Raw genomic sequence first — 16,928 nt, forward strand, 5'->3', positions numbered from 1 at the left:
CGGCCATCGGTCGCCGGGTCCTCGTGCATCCGTTCCTCCCCCGGACGACCGTGCCGGGTGCGTTGTCCACGACGGGATGCCGCGGGGCGGGCGCCGCGGTCGGCGGTCGTAACGTCGGGGGCTCCGAGGAAAGGAAGCCCCATGTCCGTCTTCTCCGTCGACCCGGACGCCGTCTTCGGCGCCACCGCCGCCCTGCGCGGCACCATCGACCGTCTGCAGGGCGAGTCGGCATCCCTGTCCGCCCAGCTCGTGCAGCTGCAGTCGAGCTGGACCGGGACGGCCGCGGCGATGTTCCAGGACACCGTCGACCAGTGGCGCGCCACGCAGCATCAGGTCGAGGAGTCCCTCGCCCGGATCGGCACGGCGCTGGATGCAGCCGGGCGGCAGTACCGCGATGTGGAACAGGCGAACATGACCCTGTTCCACTGACCCGTGCGAACGGCGGAAGCCCCGACCCTTTCGGGCCGGGGCTTCCGGTTGCAGTGCGTCGGACTCAGAAGTCCATGCCACCCGTCGGGTCGCCCGCGGGAGCGGCGGCCTTCTCGGGCTTGTCGGCGACGACGGCCTCGGTCGTGAGGAACAGACCGGCGATCGACGCGGCGTTCTGCAGCGCCGAGCGGGTCACCTTGGCCGGGTCGATGATGCCCTGGGCGAACAGGTCGCCGTACTCACCGGTCGCGGCGTTCAGGCCGTGACCGACCGGGAGCTCCGAGACCTTGTGGGCCACGACGCCCGGCTCGAGACCGGCGTTGAGGGCGATCTGCTTCAGCGGGGCCTCGATGGCGACCTTGACGATGCTCGCACCGGTTGCCTCGTCACCCGTGAGCTCGAGCCCGTCGAAGGCCGACTTGCCGGCCTGGATGAGCGCGACGCCACCACCGGCGACGACACCCTCCTCGACGGCGGCCTTCGCGTTGCGGACGGCGTCCTCGATGCGGTGCTTGCGCTCCTTGAGCTCGACCTCGGTGGCCGCGCCCGCCTTGATGACGGCCACGCCGCCGGCGAGCTTGGCGAGGCGCTCCTGGAGCTTCTCGCGGTCGTAGTCGCTGTCGGTGTTCTCGATCTCGCGGCGGATCTGGGTCACGCGGCCCTCGATCTGCGCAGCGTCACCGGCACCCTCGACGATGGTCGTCTCGTCCTTGGTGATGATGACCTTGCGGGCACGGCCGAGCAGGTCGAGGGTCGCGGTCTCGAGCTTGAGGCCGACCTCCTCGGTGATGACCTGGCCGCCGGTGAGGATCGCGATGTCCTGCAGCTGGGCCTTACGACGGTCGCCGAAGCCGGGGGCCTTGACGGCGACCGACTTGAAGATGCCGCGGATCTTGTTGAGCACCAGCGTCGCCAGCGCCTCACCCTCGACGTCCTCGGCGATGATCAGGAGCTCCTTGCCCTCCTGGATCACCTTGTCGACGATCGGGAGCAGGTCCTTGATGTTGGAGATCTTCTGGTTGGCGATGAGGATGTACGGGTCCTCGAACACCGCCTCCTGGCGCTCCGGGTCGGTGACGAAGTAGGGGTTGATGTAGCCCTTGTCGAAGCGCATGCCCTCGGTGAGCTCGAGCTCGGTGCCGAAGGTGTTGGACTCCTCGACGGTGACCACGCCCTCCTTGCCGACCTTGTCGATGGCCTCGGCGATGAGCTCACCGATGGCGGGGTCAGCGGCCGAGATCGAGGCGGTGGCGGCGATCTGCTCCTTGGACTCGACCTCCTTGGCGTCGGCGAGCAGGGAGTCGGTGACGGCCTTGACGGCCTTCTCGATGCCCTTCTTCAGCGCGATGGGGTCGGCGCCGGCCGCGACGTTGCGCAGGCCTTCCTTGACGAGCGCCTGGGCGAGGACGGTGGCCGTCGTGGTGCCGTCACCGGCGACGTCGTCCGTCTTCTTCGCGACCTCCTTGACGAGCTCCGCACCGATCTTCTCGTACGGGTCCTCGAGCTCGATCTCCTTGGCGATCGACACACCGTCGTTCGTGATCGTGGGGGCGCCCCACTTCTTCTCGAGCACGACGTTGCGACCGCGGGGGCCCAGGGTCACCTTGACGGCGTCGGCCAGCGTGTTGAGGCCGCGCTCGAGGCCGCGACGGGCCTCTTCGTCGAAAGCGATGATCTTTGCCATGTGTGTGTCGTCCCTCCCGGACGTTGGACGGTCTTTAGCACTCCACGATGTTGAGTGCTAAGTCATTCTGGCACTCGCCCCCGGGGAGTGCAAGCGCATGGCGGACGACGATCACCCCCCTGGCACTCAGTCCCAACTAGACTGCGACTACGTTTCACCTGAAGGAACAGGAGCACCGGCATGGCCGAACCGTCCTCGTACCGCCCGCCCGTCGCGGACTACGCGTTCATCCTCGAGGAGGTCTTCGGCACGGACGTCGCCGCCCGTGCCACGGAGGGCGCGCTGACCGCGGCCGACGCGGAGGAGATCCTCGCCGCCGCGGGCGACTTCGCCGCGCAGGTGCTCGCGCCGCTCTCGACCGTCGGCGACCGTGTCGGCGCGAAGCTCGAGGACGGCACCGTGCGCCTCCCGGAGGGCTACGCCGAGGCCTACCGCATGTTCACCGAGGCCGGCTGGATCACCGCCGAGGCACCCGAGTCGGCGGGCGGTGACGGCCTGCCCGGCGTCGTCCGCGCAGGGCTCGGCGAGATGTGGAACGCGTCGAACGCCGCGTTCGCGCTGTGCTGGCTGCTCACCGCCGGCCAGATCCACGCGCTCGACGCGAAGGCGTCGGACGAGCTCCGGGAGACCTACCTCACCCGGCTCGTCTCGGGCGAGTGGACCGGCACCATGAACCTCACCGAGCCGGATGCGGGCACCGACCTCGGCGCCATCCGCACCGTCGCGACACCCCGACCCGACGGCACGTGGGCCGTGCGCGGGCAGAAGATCTTCATCACGTGGGGCGACCACGACGTCGCCGAGAACATCGTGCACCTCGTGCTGGCGCGCACCCCGGACGCGCCGGAGGGCGCGAAGGGGCTGTCGCTGTTCGTGGTGCCGAAGTTCCTCCCGGACGCCGACGGCAACCCCGGCGAACGGAACGCCGTCACGACCGTCGCGGTCGAGCACAAGCTCGGCATCCACGGCAGCCCCACCTGTGTCCTCTCCTACGAGGACGCCGTCGGCCACCTCGTCGGCGACCTGCACGGCGGCCTCGCCGGCATGTTCGTCATGATGAACTCGGCCCGAGTGGGCATGGGCTTCCAGGCGACCGGCATCGCCGACCGTGCGTACCAGGCCGCCGCCGCATACGCCGCGGGGCGCCTGCAGGGCCGCGTCATCGACCGCCCCGCGGGCGCGCCGATCGCGGAGCACCCGGACGTGCGGCGCCTCCTGCTCTCGATGTCGAGCCTCGTGTTCGCCATGCGCGCGATGGGGGTCTACGCCGCAGACCTGCTCGACGGCAAGGAGGGCGTCGACGCCGCGCTCGGCGAGTTCTTCGTCCCCATCCTCAAAGGCTGGGCCACGGAGGAGGCGATCGGCGTCACGAGCGACGCGATCCAGGTGCACGGCGGCATGGGCTACATCGAGGAGAGCGGGGTCGCGCAGCACTACCGCGACATCCGCATCGCCGCGATCTACGAGGGTACGACCGCCATCCAGTCCAACGACCTCGTCGGGCGCAAGGTGCTGCGCAACGACGGCGCGGTCGCGGCCGAGCTCTTCTCCCGCATCGAGGCGACGGCATCCGCGCTGCGCACCCGTGGCGACGAGATCGCGCTCCGCACCGCCGAGCGGCTGGAGCGCGCGGTCGCCGCGGCCCGCCGCGCGACCGAGGCGCTGCTCGCCTCCGCCGCGACGCCGCGCGACGCCTACGCCGTGAGCGTCCCGTACCTGATGCTCCTCGGCACCCTCACGGGCGGCTGGATGCACGCGCTCGCGGTCGACGCGGTGCTCGGTCACGCCGAACGCTCGGAGACGGACACGGCGCGGCTCACCGCCGCCGACTTCTACGGCGCCCACCACCTCCCCCGCGTGCACGCGCTGGCGGAGGCGGTCACCCAGGGCGAGATCGCCTGACCCGCGCCCCGCGCACGCACGGACGGCCCCGTCCGCCGCATCCCGGGTCGAGTCGGGATGCGGCGGGCGGGGCCGTGCTGTGCGTCGAGGACGCTCGTCACCCGCGGCGCCGTCGGCGCGGGTTCGGTCTCGGTGGGTTCAGACCACCCGCACGGCTTCGGCCTGCGGGCCCTTCTGCCCGGAGCCGACGGTGAACTCCACCGACTGCCCCTCTTCGAGCACCCGGAATCCGGTCATCTCGATGTTCGAGTAGTGGACGAAGACGTCCTGTCCGTCGCCGGAGGTGATGAATCCATACCCCTTCTCAGCGTTGAACCATTTGACGGTGCCCTGGGCCATGTGACTCTCCTGAAGCTGTGGAACGTCGCCATCGTATCCACGCGGATCCGCGTGATTCCGCCGTTTCAGCGACTGTTGACACGGCCGTGGCGAACTGTTTACGCCGCGGAAACACGGCCCCCGGAGCGGCCCTATTCGGTGGGTTCGGGCGAGGAGAGCTGGCCCGTGCCGAGCACGACCGTGAGCTGCGTGGGCGAGGTGCCGGGCAGCGGGTAATCCGGGTTGAACTGCACCTCGGTGGCACCGACGATCTCCGCCAGGCCGAGCGCCGCCGGGTACGCGTCCTCGGAGGCGTAGTAGACCGTGGTGATCTCGAACGTGCCGCCCGCGCCGCCGGCCGTGACGTCCTGCTCCGCCCAGCCGTAGGTGAGCAGCGTGTCCTTCATCCGGGTCGCGAGGCCCTGCTCCTCGGTCGCGTTCAGCACGAGCACCGTGTACGAGGGGTCCACGACGGGCTCGACCACGACGGTCGGCTCGGGCTCGGGCGTCTCGGCCGGGCTGAACGTGATGCGACCGGATGCGATGAGGCTGCCGAAGATGCCGACCCCGACCAGCACGATCGTCGCGACGACGGCCCACAGCAGCACGATGCCGGCACGCATGCGCGGGTTCTCCGCACGGTGGGCGCCCACACGGCCTGCGGACGAGGAGAGGTCGTCGAAGCGGTCGCGGGGGAAGGTCTGACGCGGCACCCCACGATGCTACCGGGCGCGGGCTCGGAGTCCGTTCAGGATGCGGCGCTCATCCGGCGCGCCCGGTCACGGCGCCGGTCGTCGCGGCCTCGGCGCAGGCGCCCGATGAGCAGCGGGTCGTGCGCGAGGGCGTCCTCACGGTCGATGAGCCGCCCGAGGAGCTGGTAGTACCGGGCCGGCGCGAGGTCGAGACGGGTGCGGATCGCCTCCTCCTTCGCGCTCGTGTGCCCCGGCCACTGCGCCTCGAAGTCGAGGAGGGCACGGTCGAGGTCGGTGAGCACGGTGCCACGCTATCTCGCTCGGGCCGCCCCGTCCGGGAGCCACTCCACGAACCGGCCGAGCGGGTCGGCGACCGCGAGCACCTCGCCGTCGAGGGCGACCGCGAACGCGCCGTCACCGCGGTCCGGCACGGGCCCGCGCCATCCGTCGTGGGTCGAGGGGGCGTCGATCGTGAGCCATCGTCCCGCGCGCCGCGCTTCGTCGATCGCGCGGGCGCGCAGGGCGCGCGGCACGTAGATCAGCACACCGGGGGTGCTCACCACGAGGGTCGCACCGGCGGGGGCGTGTGCCGCGAGTCGCGCGACCGCGTCCGAGGCCGCGTCGCCGGCGACGAGCACCGGCGGGTCGGCGGCGGCGATGTCGAGCGCCGCGGCGATGCGCGCGGCACGGCCGGTCTCCCCCGGCCAGACGAGCCCGGTGAGCCAAGCGCGCGTCGCGGGATCGGCCGGCGGCAGCGGCGTGAGGTCGATCCCGGCGCGCCAGACGATCTCCGGCAGGCGCGTGGGCGGCGCGGCGCGGCCCCGCCAGGCGCTCTCGAGCAGCACCCCGCTCGGCCCGTCCGCCGGGTCCAGCCACACGGCCGCGCCGTCGTCGGTCGTGTACGCGTACGAGTACCGGTCGGGGTACAGGCACAGCCCGGCGCTCGCACCCACCTCGAGCAGCGCGATCGGCCCGTCGATCACGGCGAGCGCCGGCATGAGCGCCGCGCACCGGAGCGGTTCGTTCGTCTGGATGCTGCGCGCCCCGCACTCCGCAGCGACCTCGTCGGCGTGGGCCAGCACCCACGCCCGCCACGGCGCGCCGGGCGTCTCGGGCGCCCCCAGCATCCGCATGACGGCGAACACGAGCGGCGGCTGCCGGTGGGCGGCGGGCGCGGCCGCGATCACGGCGGCGAGCGCCGGGTCGGCGGCGACGTCGCGGGCCCACGCCTCGTACAGCGCAGAGCGCCCCGGGGCCTCCTCGTCGGCGAAGCGGGCGTAGCGCGCGGCGACGGCGTGCAGCGCATCCGGATCGGGCATTGGACCATTCTCGGGTAACAGTGGGAACACAGCACGACCGGACAGGGTTGAATTGAGCAGTACCCCGAGGAGGATGCAGTCATGAGCTATGCCGTCAACAAGTCCGAGGAGCAGTGGCGCGAGGAGCTCGGCCCCGAGCAGTACGCGGTGCTGCGTGAGGCCGCGACCGAGCGGCCGTGGACCGGCGAGCTGCTCGACGAGAGCCGCGCCGGCCTCTACACGTGTGCCGGCTGCGGCGCCGAGCTGTTCAAGAGCGGGACGAAGTTCGACTCCCACTGCGGGTGGCCGAGCTTCTACGAGTCGGTCCGCCCCGACGCGGTCGAACTCCTGGAGGACAACAGCCACGGGATGGAGCGCACCGAGGTGCGCTGCGCGAGCTGCGGCTCGCACCTGGGGCACGTCTTCCCCGACGGGTTCGGCACGCCGACCGGCGACCGCTACTGCATGAACTCGCTGTCGCTGAACTTCACCCCCGAAGCCGGCGAATGAGCGCGCTGGACGCGATGCGGCGACGCCGCTCGTGGTCCAAGGTCACCGACGACGCACCGGATCACGACGAGCTGGTGCGTCTCGTCGGCGCCGCGGGACGGGTGGCTGACCACTCGTCCCTGCGGCCGTGGCGGCTCATCGAGATCCGCGGCGACGACCGCGAGCGGCTCGGCCGCGCGATCCACGAGGCCGAGCACAAGGACGGCGCCTCGACCAAGCCGCTGCGCGCACCGCTGCTCATCGCGGTGGTCGCCCGCATCCGCAAGAGCGAGAAGGTGCCGGACTGGGAGCAGGAGGCCGTCGCGTCGGGTGTCGCGCACGCGCTGAGCCTGCTGCTCGACGAGGCGGGCTGGGGCGTCATCTGGCGCACCGGCGGCTACACCCGCTCGAAGGCGGTCGCGAAGGCGCACGGGCTGCGCAAGCGCGAGCGGCTCATGGGGTGGCTGTACGTGGGCGGCAAGCCCGAGGGCGCCGACCGCAAGGGGCACCCGCGCGAGGTCGACGGCGAGAAGTTCCTCTCGACGCTCCCGGACGACTGAGGTCAGCGCCGGCGACCGCGCCTGGGCACGACCGCCACCAGCACGCCGACGAGCGCGACGCCCACGGCGATCACCGCGATCACGAGCGGCGCGCCCGCGGGTGCCGGCCAGACCGCGTCGATCACGACCGAGGTGGCGAGCAGCCCCACGACCGACCCGAGGCCGAGCTGCAGCACGCCGGTGTGCCGCACGAGGGCGGCCGACAGAAAGATGTAGACGACGCCGGTCGCGCCGCCGAGGTACATCCACACCTCGGTCGGGAAGCGCTCCGGCGGCCCCGCGATCCCGATGCGGATGCAGGTGGCGACCAGCAGCGCGAGGGTGCCGGCCGCGAAGTTCACGAGGGTGGCGGTGAGGGCGCTGTCGACCGCTTGCCGCAGCCGCCCGTTCGTGGCCTGCTGCCAGGCGATGCCCGCCCCGGCGAGGAACGGCAGCACGAACATCCACCACGGCGCCTCCGTGGGGCCCTCGCCGAGGAGGGCGATCACGACGGACACGACCGCGAGCCCCGCGCCGATCAGGCGTGCGACCGTCACGCCGACGACGCCGCCAGGGCCGTACCCGACCCGGTCGAGGACGATGCCGCTGACGGTCTGCCCGGCGACGACGCCGACCGTGAACGTCGCGACGCCGATGACGGCGACCGTGAGGGTCTGGGTCGCGACGGTGAACGCGCCCGCGAACCCGGCCACCAGCATCCACCACCGCACCCGGTGCGCGCGGAGCCCGGTGACGAGCCGGCCGAGGCCCGCCCGGCCGGTCGGCGTGGACAGGCACAGCACGAGCAGGATGAGGAACCCCGACCCGAACGAGATGAGCGACGCGACGGCGCTGTCACCGAGCGCGGCGCTGAGCGCGCCGTTCAGCTGCGCCTGCACGGTGGTGAGCACGCCCACCAGCACGGCACCGCCGACCGCCACCGCCGCCGGCAACCGTTTCGGGGAGGTCGTGGGCGTCGGCACCCTCCCACCCTAGGCGTGCCCCGCCGCCCCGGTCGTCGCCCCGCGGCCCCGTGCGCGCCCGTGCCAGGGCCGCGAGACTGCATCTGCGCGACGAGACTGCATCCAATGTCAGCGGTCTCGTCACGCAGATGCAGTCTCGCGGTTCGCAGCCAGCTGGCGGGCCGGGGCGCGGGGCGACGCACGAGAACAGGTGATTCGGCGGGATCAGGCTGTTTCGCGGGCGCGGGCGCCTGATCTCGCCGAATCACCTGATCCGGTGAGCGAGCGAGAGGCGCCGTCGGGCGCGGGACGGATGGTGCCGGCTACAGGACTTGAACCTGCAACCCCCTAATTACAAGTTAGGTGCGCTACCAATTGCGCCAAGCCGGCAGAGTGCCCAGTCTAGCCAGGCGCCAGGTCACTCCGTGGGTTCGGCCGTCGCGGTCGGCGTCGGCGACGGGGAGTTCTTGTAGTACGAGGCGCTGGCCGTGGTGAGCACGAACTGCGCGAACTCCTTCGGGTCGTCGAGCGAACCCTGGTACACCTGCCCGTTCACGAGCACGAGCGGGGTGCCGGTGAGGGTGAGGCCGTCGGTGCCGGGGATGTCGACGAGCGCCGCGTCCGTCGCGCCCCGCGCCCACGTGATGAAGTCCTCGCCCTCGATGCAGGCGCGGACCTCCTTCGGCGAGGTGGCGCCGGTCGCGATGGCGAGGGCGGCGAGGTCGGAGTCGGGGATGCCGGCGGAGTCCATGTCGGGCTGCTTCGCCAGCAGTTCGTGGTTGAACGCGAACACCGAGTCGGGCGAGTACGTGGCCACGCATGCGGCGGCGCTCGCGGCGCGCAGCGAGTACTTCGTGCCGTTCGACTTCGCGGTGAGCATGGCGACCGGGTGGTAGGTCAGGGTCGCGGAGCCGGCGGTGAACCACTTCGACAGCTGCGCGGCGTTCGCGAGCTCGAACGTCTTCGCACCGGCGGCGAGGTAGTCGACGTAGATGCGGATGTCGACGGTCGAGGCAGAGGTCGCGGTCGGGGTCGGCTCGGCGGACTCCGTCGGCGTCGCGGTCTCGTTCAGCGTGCTGGTGCCGGTGGAGACGCCGGCGACCGAGACGATCGGGATGCCGCCGTCGTCGGTCACGTTCTGCGGGGTCGCGACGGGGGTGGATGCGGCGGAGTTGACCGCGATCGTGACGCCGGTGATGACGGCCACGACGAGGACGAGCGCGAGCGCCCCGAGACCGGCGAGACGGAGTGCACGCAGGCGGGCGTGCTTCGCCTGCACCTGCTGCGCCTTCTCGCGGACCGCCTCGCGACGGTCGCGCGATGCCGGGACGTTCGAATCGTCGTCGTTGGACATGAGACCTCTAAGACTGCGGAGAGCCGGTTCGCAACCGGCGGGCCGCCCGGGTGAAGCGACCCCGACGATGCTAGTCAGACAGCCTGTGAAATGCCCAGACGGCCATGCCATACTGAACGGGCGCCCGATGGTGGGCGTGCGGGCACAGCCCCCGCAATTCCATTCACTACGGATCGTCCGGCACGTACCTGCCGGTGAAGGAGAACACAATGGCGTCCGTCACTTACGACAACGCGACCCGTCTGTACCCGGGCGGCACCCGCCCCGCGGTCGACAAGCTCAACCTCGAGATCGGCGACGGCGAGTTCCTCGTCCTGGTCGGCCCCTCGGGTTGCGGAAAGTCCACGTCCCTGCGCATGCTCGCCGGCCTCGAAGAGGTCAACTCGGGCGCCATCCGCATCGGTGAGCGCGACGTCACCGACATCCCGCCGAAGGACCGCGACATCGCGATGGTCTTCCAGAACTACGCGCTGTACCCGCACATGACGGTCGCCGAGAACATGGGCTTCGCCCTGAAGATCGCCGGCGTCGGCAAGGAGGAGCGTGCCCAGCGCGTCCTCGAGGCGGCGAAGCTGCTCGACCTGGAGCAGTACCTCAACCGCAAGCCGAAGGCCCTCTCGGGCGGTCAGCGTCAGCGTGTCGCCATGGGCCGCGCGATCGTCCGCCAGCCGCAGGTGTTCCTCATGGACGAGCCGCTGTCGAACCTCGACGCCAAGCTCCGCGTCCAGACCCGCACCCAGATCGCGTCGCTGCAGCGTCGCCTGGGCGTCACCACGGTCTACGTCACCCACGACCAGACCGAGGCGCTCACCATGGGCGACCGCATCGCGGTCCTCAAGGACGGCGTGCTCCAGCAGGTCGGCACCCCGCGCGACCTGTACGAGCGGCCCGCCAACGTCTTCGTCGCCGGCTTCATCGGCTCCCCCGCCATGAACCTGTTCCCGGCCGACCTGGCCGAGGGCGGCGTCCGCTTCGGCGACATGGTGGTGCCGGTCGAGGCCGACGTCATCGGCAAGGCCCACGGTTCGGAGGTCACCATCGGTGTCCGCCCCGAGGACATCCAGGTCGCGCCGGCCGACGGCAAGGGCCTGTCGGTCGTCGTGGACCTCGTCGAGGAGCTCGGCGCCGACGGCTACCTGTACGGCCACGCCGAGGTCAACGGCAAGCGCACCGACATCGTCGCGCGCGTCGACGGCCGCCGTCACCCGAACGCGGGCGAGACGGTCGTCCTCGCCCCGGTCACCGGTCACGTGCACGTCTTCGACCTCGAGACGGGCGAGCGCCTCACCGACAAGGCCATCGCCTCGGCCTGATCCATCCCTTTCGAAGACGCGGCGCGGCGGGTTCCTCAGGAACCCCCGCGCCGCGTCCGCTTCCGGAGAACGATGAGCGATTCCCTGACCATCACCGCGTCCAGCGTCGATCCGGCCCTGCTGAGCCTGCCGTGGAACGTGCCCCTGGGCGAGTGGCCGAGCTCGGCGATCGTGTCGCTGCCGAAGGGGCTCTCGCGCCACCTGGTGCGTTTCTCGAGCCTGTCGGGCAAGGTCATCGCCGTGAAGGAGACCACGGCCGAGATGGCCCGGCGCGAGTACGACATGCTCGGCAACCTGGGCCGGCTCGACGTGCCCTGCGTCGAACGCGTCGCGGTGATCGCCGGGCGCACCGACGCGAGCGGGGAGCCGCTGCCCGCCGCGCTCGTCACCGCGCACCTGAAGTTCTCGCTCCCCTACCGCGCCCTGTTCACCCAGGTGCTGCGGCCCGACACCGCATCCCGGCTCGTGGACGCGCTCGCGGTGCTGCTCGTGCGCCTGCACAACGTCGGGTTCTTCTGGGGCGACGTGTCGCTGTCCAACACCCTGTTCCGACGGGATGCGGGATCGTTCGCCGCGTACCTCGTCGACGCCGAGACCGGCGAGCTGCACGAGAGCGGACTGACCCCGGGCCAGCGCGCGCACGACCTCGATGTGGCCCGCACGAACATCGCGGGCGAGATCATGGACCTCGCCGCCGGCGGTCGCCTCGAGGGCGGGGTGGATGCGGTCGCCATCGCCGACGGCATCGTCTCGTCGTACCAGTCGCTGTGGGGCGCGCTCACCGACAAGGAGTCGTTCTCGGTCGACGAGACGTGGCGCATCACGGAGCGGGTGCAGCGGCTGAACGCGCTCGGCTTCGACATCGACGAGATGTCGATCAAGACCACCCCCGACGGCACGACGGTGTCGATCCAGCCGAAGGTCGTCGACGCCGGCCACCACCAGCGGCGGCTGCTGCGGCTCACCGGCCTCGACGTCGAGGAGAACCAGGCCCGCCGCCTGCTGAACGACCTGGACGAGTTCCGCGCCCGCATCTCGCGGCTCGGCGACGACGAGGAGATGGTCGCGCACGAGTGGCTCACGCGGGTGTTCGAGCCGGTCGTGAAGGCCATCCCGTTCGAGCTGCGCAGCAAACTGGAGCCCGCGGAGGTGTTCCACCAGGTGCTCGAGCACCGCTGGTACATGTCGCAGGCCCGCGGCCGGTCGGTGCCGCTCGCGGAGGTGCTCACCAGCTACATCGACGATGTGCTGCGCCATCGTCGCGACGAGGCGACCGTCATGGGACCGCCCACCGAGACCGTGTCGATCCCGGTCATCCGCGATGGGCAGCTCCCGCCGGACGACGACGAGGACCTCGACTGGCGCGACCTCGTCTGAGGCCGCGGACGACGAAGGCGGATGCCGCAGCCTCGGGGCCCGGCATCCGCCTTCGTGTCGTGGTCAGTAGCCGATCGTGAACCGGTCGCGCACGTGCGCGGGCTGTTCGATCTCGTCGACGACGGCCAGTGCCAGGTCGGGGCCGGAGATGAACGACTCGCCCTGCTCGTCGGTGACGAGCACCTCGCCGCCGGTGCGGTAGGTGCCGCGGCGTTCGCCCGGGTTGAACGAGCCGAAGCCGCCCGCGGGGTGCACGAAGAACCAGTCGCGGCCGGACTCGTCGGCCTGCAGGTCCTGCAGCACGCCGTAGGCCTCGCGCGCCTCGGCCTTGAACGGCTCGGGGAACTCGGGGGTGTCGAGCAGCAGCGGGCCGTCCGGGGCGACGCGGCTGCCGCCGGCGCCGCCGATGACGCCGAGGCGTACCTGGCCCGGGAGCACCGAGTTCAGCTCGGCGATCGCCGGGCGGACCTTGCCGGCCATGTCGCCGCGGGGTGCGACGGAGAGGACGACGACGTCCGCCCCCTGCAGCTGCGCGACGAGGTCGGGGATGTCGAGCAGCGACGCCTCGAGGTAGCTGGCCCCGGGGACCCGCTCCGCGGCGACGTTGCGCGCGATCGAGAGCACGGTGTGCCCGCGGTCGACGGCCTCCTTGACGATGTGGCGACCGGCGTACCCGGTGCCTCCGATGACGGCGATGACGGCCATGCGTTTCCTTTCGCGGTTATTCGCGCGTGGCGCGCAGGGTGGACACCTGGTAGAGCGCGACGGATGCGGCGATCCCCGCGTTCAGCGATTCGGTCGCGGCGGAGATCGGGATCGACACGATCTGGTCGCACGTCTCGGTGACGAGGCGCGAGAGCCCCTTGCCCTCGGAGCCGACCACGATGACGACCGGACGGTCGGCGAGCTCGAGCGAGGGCAGCGACACGTCGCCGCCGCCGTCGAGGCCGAGCACGAACACGCCCTGCTTCTTGAAGTCCTTCAGCATGGCCGTGAGGTTCGAGGCGAGGGCGACCGGGATGCGGGCTGCCGCACCGGCGCTGGTCTTCCACGCCGCGGAGTTGACGCTCGCGCTCCGGCGCTGCGGGAGGATGACCGCGTGACCGCCGAAGGCCGCGGTGGAGCGGATGATGGCGCCGAGGTTGCGGGGGTCGGTGATGCCGTCGAGCGCGACGAACAGCGGCACCTCGCCGCGGTCGATCACCTGCTCCAGCACGTCCTGCGGGTGGGCGTACTCGTACGGCGGCACCTTCAGCGCGACGCCCTGGTGCACCCCGTCGAATCCGGCCATGCGGTCGAGCTCGGGGCGGGTGACCTCGAGCACGGGGATGCCCCGGTGGGTGGCCGTGGCGAGCATCTCCTTGACGCGGTCGTCCATCTCCACGCGCTGGGCGATGTACATCGCGGTGGCGGGGATCCTCGTGCGCAGCGCCTCGAGCACGGAGTTGCGCCCGGTGACGATCTCGGTGTCGTCGGCGGCCTTCGCCCGCGGGGCGCGGTTCTGCTGCTGCTGCGGCTTCTGGCCGGGCTTGCCCTTGCCGCCGGCGGCGGCGTAGCGCTCCGCGGCGGCCTTGCGCTTGCCGGCGACGTGCCAGGCGCGGTCCTCGGCCTTGGGGGTCGGGCCCTTGCCTTCGAGCGCCTTGCGGCTGTGTCCGCCGGTGCCCTTCGTGGGGCCCTTCTTCTTGCTCTTGCCGGCGCCGGGGCGTCCTGGTTTAGTCATTTCCGTCTCCAAACTGGCCCATCGGGCGTGTCCGTTACGAAAACACCCAGTTCATCCAACTCCGCACGGACTTTGTCGGCCCGTTCCCAATTTCTTTCGTTTCGCGCGCTTTCTCGATCAGCAATCAGCTGTTCGACACGGTCCGCGAATCCGCTCGGTCTCCGTCCCGCTGTCTTTGGGCGCAACGTGAATCCAAGTCGTTTCATAAACGCTCTGATATCCGCGGCAATGTGCTCCACTTCGTGTTCACGCCCGAACATTGATGTGGACTGGCCAGTGTCCATCAGCCGGTTCGCGTACGAAATCCGCGTATGGATCGCTGCGAAAGCCGCCGGGACGTTTAAGTCGTCATCCATCGCTTCAGCCAGATCATCAGCAATGACCGTCGAGGTCGGGATATTCCCGCCAAACTCTCGCGCACGGCCGAGGAACCTCTCGATCCGCTCCACTGATCTCCTTGCTTCCAAGAACGTGTCGTTTGAAACGTCAAGCGAAGAACGATAATGCGCGGCAAGGAGACCGTACCGGATGGTGTTACGCGACCAAGCCCTTCGAAGGTCTCGTGCCAGCAGAAAGTTGCCCAGAGATTTCGACATCTTCTGGCCGGAGACGTTCACTAGTCCGTTATGGATCCAGTACCGCGCGAACGGATCCCCAGCAGCCCTGGACTGTGCCAGTTCGTTCTCGTGGTGGGGGAAGCGCAGGTCGAGGCCGCCGCCGTGGATGTCGAACGCGGGGCCGAGGTAGCGCCGGCTCATCGCCGAGCACTCGATGTGCCAGCCCGGGCGCCCGGAACCCCACGGGGTCTGCCAGGTGGCGTCGGCGGGTTCCCAGGGCTTCGCGCTCTTCCAGAGGGCGAAGTCACGCGGATCCCGCTTGCCGCGCGAGTCGGCGTCGGCGGCTGGCTCCATCGCGTCGAGTTCCTGGTGGGTGAGCGAACCGTACGACGGCCATGAGCGCACGTCGAAGTACACGTCGCCGGAGCCGTCCAGCGCGGGGTAGGCGTGTCCGGCCTCGATGAGCCGCTCGATGAAACCGATCATCTCCGGGATCGCCCCGGTGGCGCGGGGTTCATACGTCGGCGGGCGAATGCCGATCGCGGCGTACTCCGAGTCAAACTCCTGCTCGGTACGGTACGCAAGTGCCCACCAAGGCTCTCCGTTGGTCGCATTCTGAAGGACTTTGTCATCAATATCGGTGACGTTGCGCACGTAAGTCACTCGACCAAAGCGGTACTCGAGCCAGCGTCTGAGTACATCGAAGGCAAGACCGCCACGCAAATGGCCGACGTGCGGGCCGGACTGGACCGTTGGACCGCACACATACATGGTCACGTTCTCGGGGTCGAGCGGTGTGAAATCGCGCAGCGTCTGCGTCTGGGTGTCGAAGAGCCGGACCGTCACCGTCCCAGCCTACCGGCGCGCCCTGTCACAGCGCCGTCATACGGACACGCTAGAAGTGGAGGATGCTGCCTGTCCTCGCCGTGGTCGCCGCCGCGGTCCTCTTCGGTACCACCGGCACGTCCCAGGCGTTGGGTCCGGCCGACACGTCGCCGCTCGGCGTCGGTGCGATGCGGCTCGTGATCGGCGGCACCGGGCTCGCCCTGCTGGGGTTCGCGCTCGCGCGGCGCCGACGGGCCGCATCCGCTGCTCCCCCGCCCAGGCTCGACCGCCGCGCGTTCCTGCTCATGGCGACGACCGGCGTCTGCCTCGCCGTGTACCAGCCGCTGTTCTTCCTCGGCACCGCCCGCAACGGCGTCGCCGTCGGCACGGTGATCGCGCTCGGGTCGGCGCCGGTGCTCGCGGGGGTGATCGAGTGGGCGCTCACCCGGCACGTACCCCGCGCGGCCTGGTTCGGCGCCACGGCGCTTGCGACGGCCGGGGTCGCGCTCCTCGCGTTCGGCGGCGGCGATGCGGGCGCCGGCGGGACCGACCCGCTGGGGCTGCTGGGCTCGGTCGGCGCGGGCGCGTCGTTCGCCGTGTTCGCGAACGCGCAGCGGCGGCTCATGGACGCCGGCTGGGACCCGTTCACGGTCGCCGGTGCCATGGGACTCGGATCGGCCCTGTGCTCGCTCGCGATGCTGCCGTTCGCCGATCTGTCCTGGCTCGCCGAACCCTCCGGGATCGTCATGGCGCTGTGGCTCGGCCTCGCGACGATCTCGGTCGCGTACACGCTGTTCACCTGGGGGCTCGAGCGGCTGCGCGCCGCGACGGCCGCGACCCTCACCCTGGCCGAACCGCTCACGGCGTCGCTGCTCGGCATCCTGCTCCTCGGCGAGCTCCTCTCCCCCGCCGCGGTCGCCGGACTGGTCGTGCTGGGCGCCGGGCTCGTCCTGCTCGCCTGGGGCTCACGCGCGCCGCGGGACCCCCGGCCGTTCGCGGTGGAGGGCTGACATGGAACTGCGGGTCGACGACCTCACGCATCCGGCCGTGCAGCGGCTCATCGGCGAGCACCTGGACGACATGCACGCGGGCTCACCGCCGGAGAGCGTGCATGCGCTCGCCCTGTCGGCGCTGACGCATCCGGACATCACCGTGTGGTCCGCCTGGGAGGGCGACCGGCTCCTCGGCGTCGGCGCGCTGAAACGGCTGGATGCGCGGGGCGGCGAGGTGAAGTCGATGCGCACGACGCTCGAGGCGCGCGGCACGGGTGTGGGCCGCGCGATCCTGCGCCGGATCGTGACGGCCGCGCGCGCCGAGGGGATGACGGCGCTGTGGCTCGAGACCGGCAGCGGCCCGCAGTTCCTGCCCGCGCGGCGGCTGTACGAGTCCGAGGGGTTCGCCCGGTGCGGCCCGTTCGCGGACTACACCGACGATCCGCTGTCGGTGTACTTCACACTCCCGCTCTGACC

General features: G+C 70.9%; 18 protein-coding genes and 1 tRNA gene. 8 read left to right on the plus strand and 11 right to left on the minus strand.

All coding sequences use genetic code 11. The features are described 5' to 3' along the window. Positions 1 to 141 precede the first annotated feature (141 nt). The gene (locus tag ACWAUO_RS00560; RefSeq protein ID WP_460772188.1) at positions 142 to 429 is read left to right on the plus strand and encodes a WXG100 family type VII secretion target; all 288 of its coding nucleotides are present in this window, start codon (positions 142 to 144) and stop codon (positions 427 to 429) included. 64 nt (positions 430 to 493) lie between these two features. Here ACWAUO_RS00560 and groL read toward each other — a convergent pair whose 3' ends face one another. Further along, a complete protein-coding gene (groL, locus tag ACWAUO_RS00565) occupies positions 494 to 2,113 on the minus strand; it encodes a chaperonin GroEL (RefSeq protein ID WP_460772189.1) in 1,620 nt (539 codons plus the stop codon). A gap of 180 nt (positions 2,114 to 2,293) precedes the next feature. Here groL and ACWAUO_RS00570 point away from each other — a divergent pair, with 180 nt between their 5' ends. Beyond that, positions 2,294 to 4,015: an acyl-CoA dehydrogenase gene (locus ACWAUO_RS00570; protein WP_460772191.1), complete on the plus strand. Its 1,722-nt coding sequence runs from the start codon at positions 2,294 to 2,296 to the stop codon at positions 4,013 to 4,015. A 138-nt stretch (positions 4,016 to 4,153) separates the two neighbouring features. Here ACWAUO_RS00570 and ACWAUO_RS00575 read toward each other — a convergent pair whose 3' ends face one another. The 4 genes from ACWAUO_RS00575 to ACWAUO_RS00590 all read right to left on the minus strand — a co-directional run bounded on the left by ACWAUO_RS00575 (position 4,154) and on the right by ACWAUO_RS00590 (position 6,344). Then, the gene (locus ACWAUO_RS00575) at positions 4,154 to 4,354 is read right to left on the minus strand and encodes a cold-shock protein (RefSeq protein WP_460772193.1); all 201 of its coding nucleotides are present in this window, start codon (positions 4,352 to 4,354) and stop codon (positions 4,154 to 4,156) included. 131 nt (positions 4,355 to 4,485) lie between these two features. Continuing rightward, a complete protein-coding gene (locus tag ACWAUO_RS00580) occupies positions 4,486 to 5,046 on the minus strand; it encodes a LytR C-terminal domain-containing protein (RefSeq protein ID WP_460772195.1) in 561 nt (186 codons plus the stop codon). A gap of 35 nt (positions 5,047 to 5,081) precedes the next feature. Next, positions 5,082 to 5,327 carry a DUF3263 domain-containing protein gene (locus ACWAUO_RS00585; RefSeq protein WP_460772197.1) on the minus strand — a complete coding sequence of 82 codons (246 nt, stop codon included), beginning with the start codon at positions 5,325 to 5,327 and terminating at the stop codon, positions 5,082 to 5,084. Positions 5,328 to 5,336: 9 nt separating this feature from the next. Next, positions 5,337 to 6,344, minus strand: a complete 1,008-nt coding sequence (locus ACWAUO_RS00590) for a DUF2332 family protein (RefSeq protein ID WP_460772198.1) — start codon at positions 6,342 to 6,344, stop codon at positions 5,337 to 5,339. Between the two features lie 81 nt (positions 6,345 to 6,425). On the opposite strand from ACWAUO_RS00590, the gene msrB reads away from it, so the two are divergent. Both msrB and ACWAUO_RS00600 read left to right on the plus strand, forming a co-directional pair. Then, positions 6,426 to 6,833, plus strand: coding sequence for a peptide-methionine (R)-S-oxide reductase MsrB (gene msrB, locus ACWAUO_RS00595; protein ID WP_460772200.1), 408 nt, complete (start codon positions 6,426 to 6,428; stop codon positions 6,831 to 6,833). Next, positions 6,830 to 7,372, plus strand: coding sequence for a nitroreductase family protein (locus ACWAUO_RS00600; protein WP_460772202.1), 543 nt, complete (start codon positions 6,830 to 6,832; stop codon positions 7,370 to 7,372). The genes msrB and ACWAUO_RS00600 overlap by 4 nt, the downstream gene beginning before the upstream one ends. Before the next feature lie 2 nt (positions 7,373 to 7,374). Here ACWAUO_RS00600 and ACWAUO_RS00605 read toward each other — a convergent pair whose 3' ends face one another. The 3 genes from ACWAUO_RS00605 to ACWAUO_RS00615 form a co-directional block, all read right to left on the minus strand. Next, positions 7,375 to 8,334, minus strand: a complete 960-nt coding sequence (locus ACWAUO_RS00605) for a DMT family transporter (RefSeq protein ID WP_460772203.1) — start codon at positions 8,332 to 8,334, stop codon at positions 7,375 to 7,377. 293 nt (positions 8,335 to 8,627) lie between these two features. Continuing rightward, a tRNA-Thr gene (locus ACWAUO_RS00610) sits at positions 8,628 to 8,703 on the minus strand. A gap of 28 nt (positions 8,704 to 8,731) precedes the next feature. Further along, a complete protein-coding gene (locus tag ACWAUO_RS00615; protein ID WP_460772204.1) occupies positions 8,732 to 9,667 on the minus strand; it encodes a DsbA family protein in 936 nt (311 codons plus the stop codon). 209 nt (positions 9,668 to 9,876) lie between these two features. On the opposite strand from ACWAUO_RS00615, the gene ACWAUO_RS00620 reads away from it, so the two are divergent. Both ACWAUO_RS00620 and ACWAUO_RS00625 read left to right on the plus strand, forming a co-directional pair. Further along, positions 9,877 to 10,980 carry an ABC transporter ATP-binding protein gene (locus ACWAUO_RS00620; protein ID WP_460772206.1) on the plus strand — a complete coding sequence of 368 codons (1,104 nt, stop codon included), beginning with the start codon at positions 9,877 to 9,879 and terminating at the stop codon, positions 10,978 to 10,980. A gap of 72 nt (positions 10,981 to 11,052) precedes the next feature. Continuing rightward, on the plus strand, positions 11,053 to 12,357 hold the full coding sequence (locus ACWAUO_RS00625) for a DUF4032 domain-containing protein (RefSeq protein WP_460772208.1): 1,305 nt from the start codon (positions 11,053 to 11,055) through the stop codon (positions 12,355 to 12,357). A 63-nt stretch (positions 12,358 to 12,420) separates the two neighbouring features. Here ACWAUO_RS00625 and ACWAUO_RS00630 read toward each other — a convergent pair whose 3' ends face one another. From ACWAUO_RS00630 to cysS, 3 genes are read right to left on the minus strand one after another with little or no spacing between them, the layout of a single operon-like run. Then, a complete protein-coding gene (locus tag ACWAUO_RS00630; RefSeq protein WP_460772210.1) occupies positions 12,421 to 13,062 on the minus strand; it encodes an NAD(P)-dependent oxidoreductase in 642 nt (213 codons plus the stop codon). Positions 13,063 to 13,078: 16 nt separating this feature from the next. After that, entirely contained in the window at positions 13,079 to 14,077 is a 999-nt protein-coding gene (gene rlmB, locus ACWAUO_RS00635; RefSeq protein ID WP_460772211.1) for a 23S rRNA (guanosine(2251)-2'-O)-methyltransferase RlmB, read from the minus strand. After that, positions 14,074 to 15,480 (minus strand): cysteine--tRNA ligase, encoded by a 1,407-nt coding sequence (cysS, locus tag ACWAUO_RS00640; RefSeq protein WP_460772213.1) that lies wholly within the window; start codon positions 15,478 to 15,480, stop codon positions 14,074 to 14,076. The genes rlmB and cysS overlap by 4 nt, the downstream gene beginning before the upstream one ends. 62 nt (positions 15,481 to 15,542) lie before the next feature. Between cysS and ACWAUO_RS00645 the strand changes: the two genes are divergently transcribed. Both ACWAUO_RS00645 and ACWAUO_RS00650 read left to right on the plus strand, forming a co-directional pair. Continuing rightward, positions 15,543 to 16,469, plus strand: coding sequence for a DMT family transporter (locus ACWAUO_RS00645; protein WP_460772215.1), 927 nt, complete (start codon positions 15,543 to 15,545; stop codon positions 16,467 to 16,469). A 1-nt stretch (position 16,470) separates the two neighbouring features. After that, a complete protein-coding gene (locus ACWAUO_RS00650; protein ID WP_460772216.1) occupies positions 16,471 to 16,926 on the plus strand; it encodes a GNAT family N-acetyltransferase in 456 nt (151 codons plus the stop codon). The last annotated feature ends 2 nt before the right edge of the window (positions 16,927 to 16,928 follow it).

The sequence above is a fragment of the Microbacterium sp. GXF7504 genome, assembly GCF_054798235.1.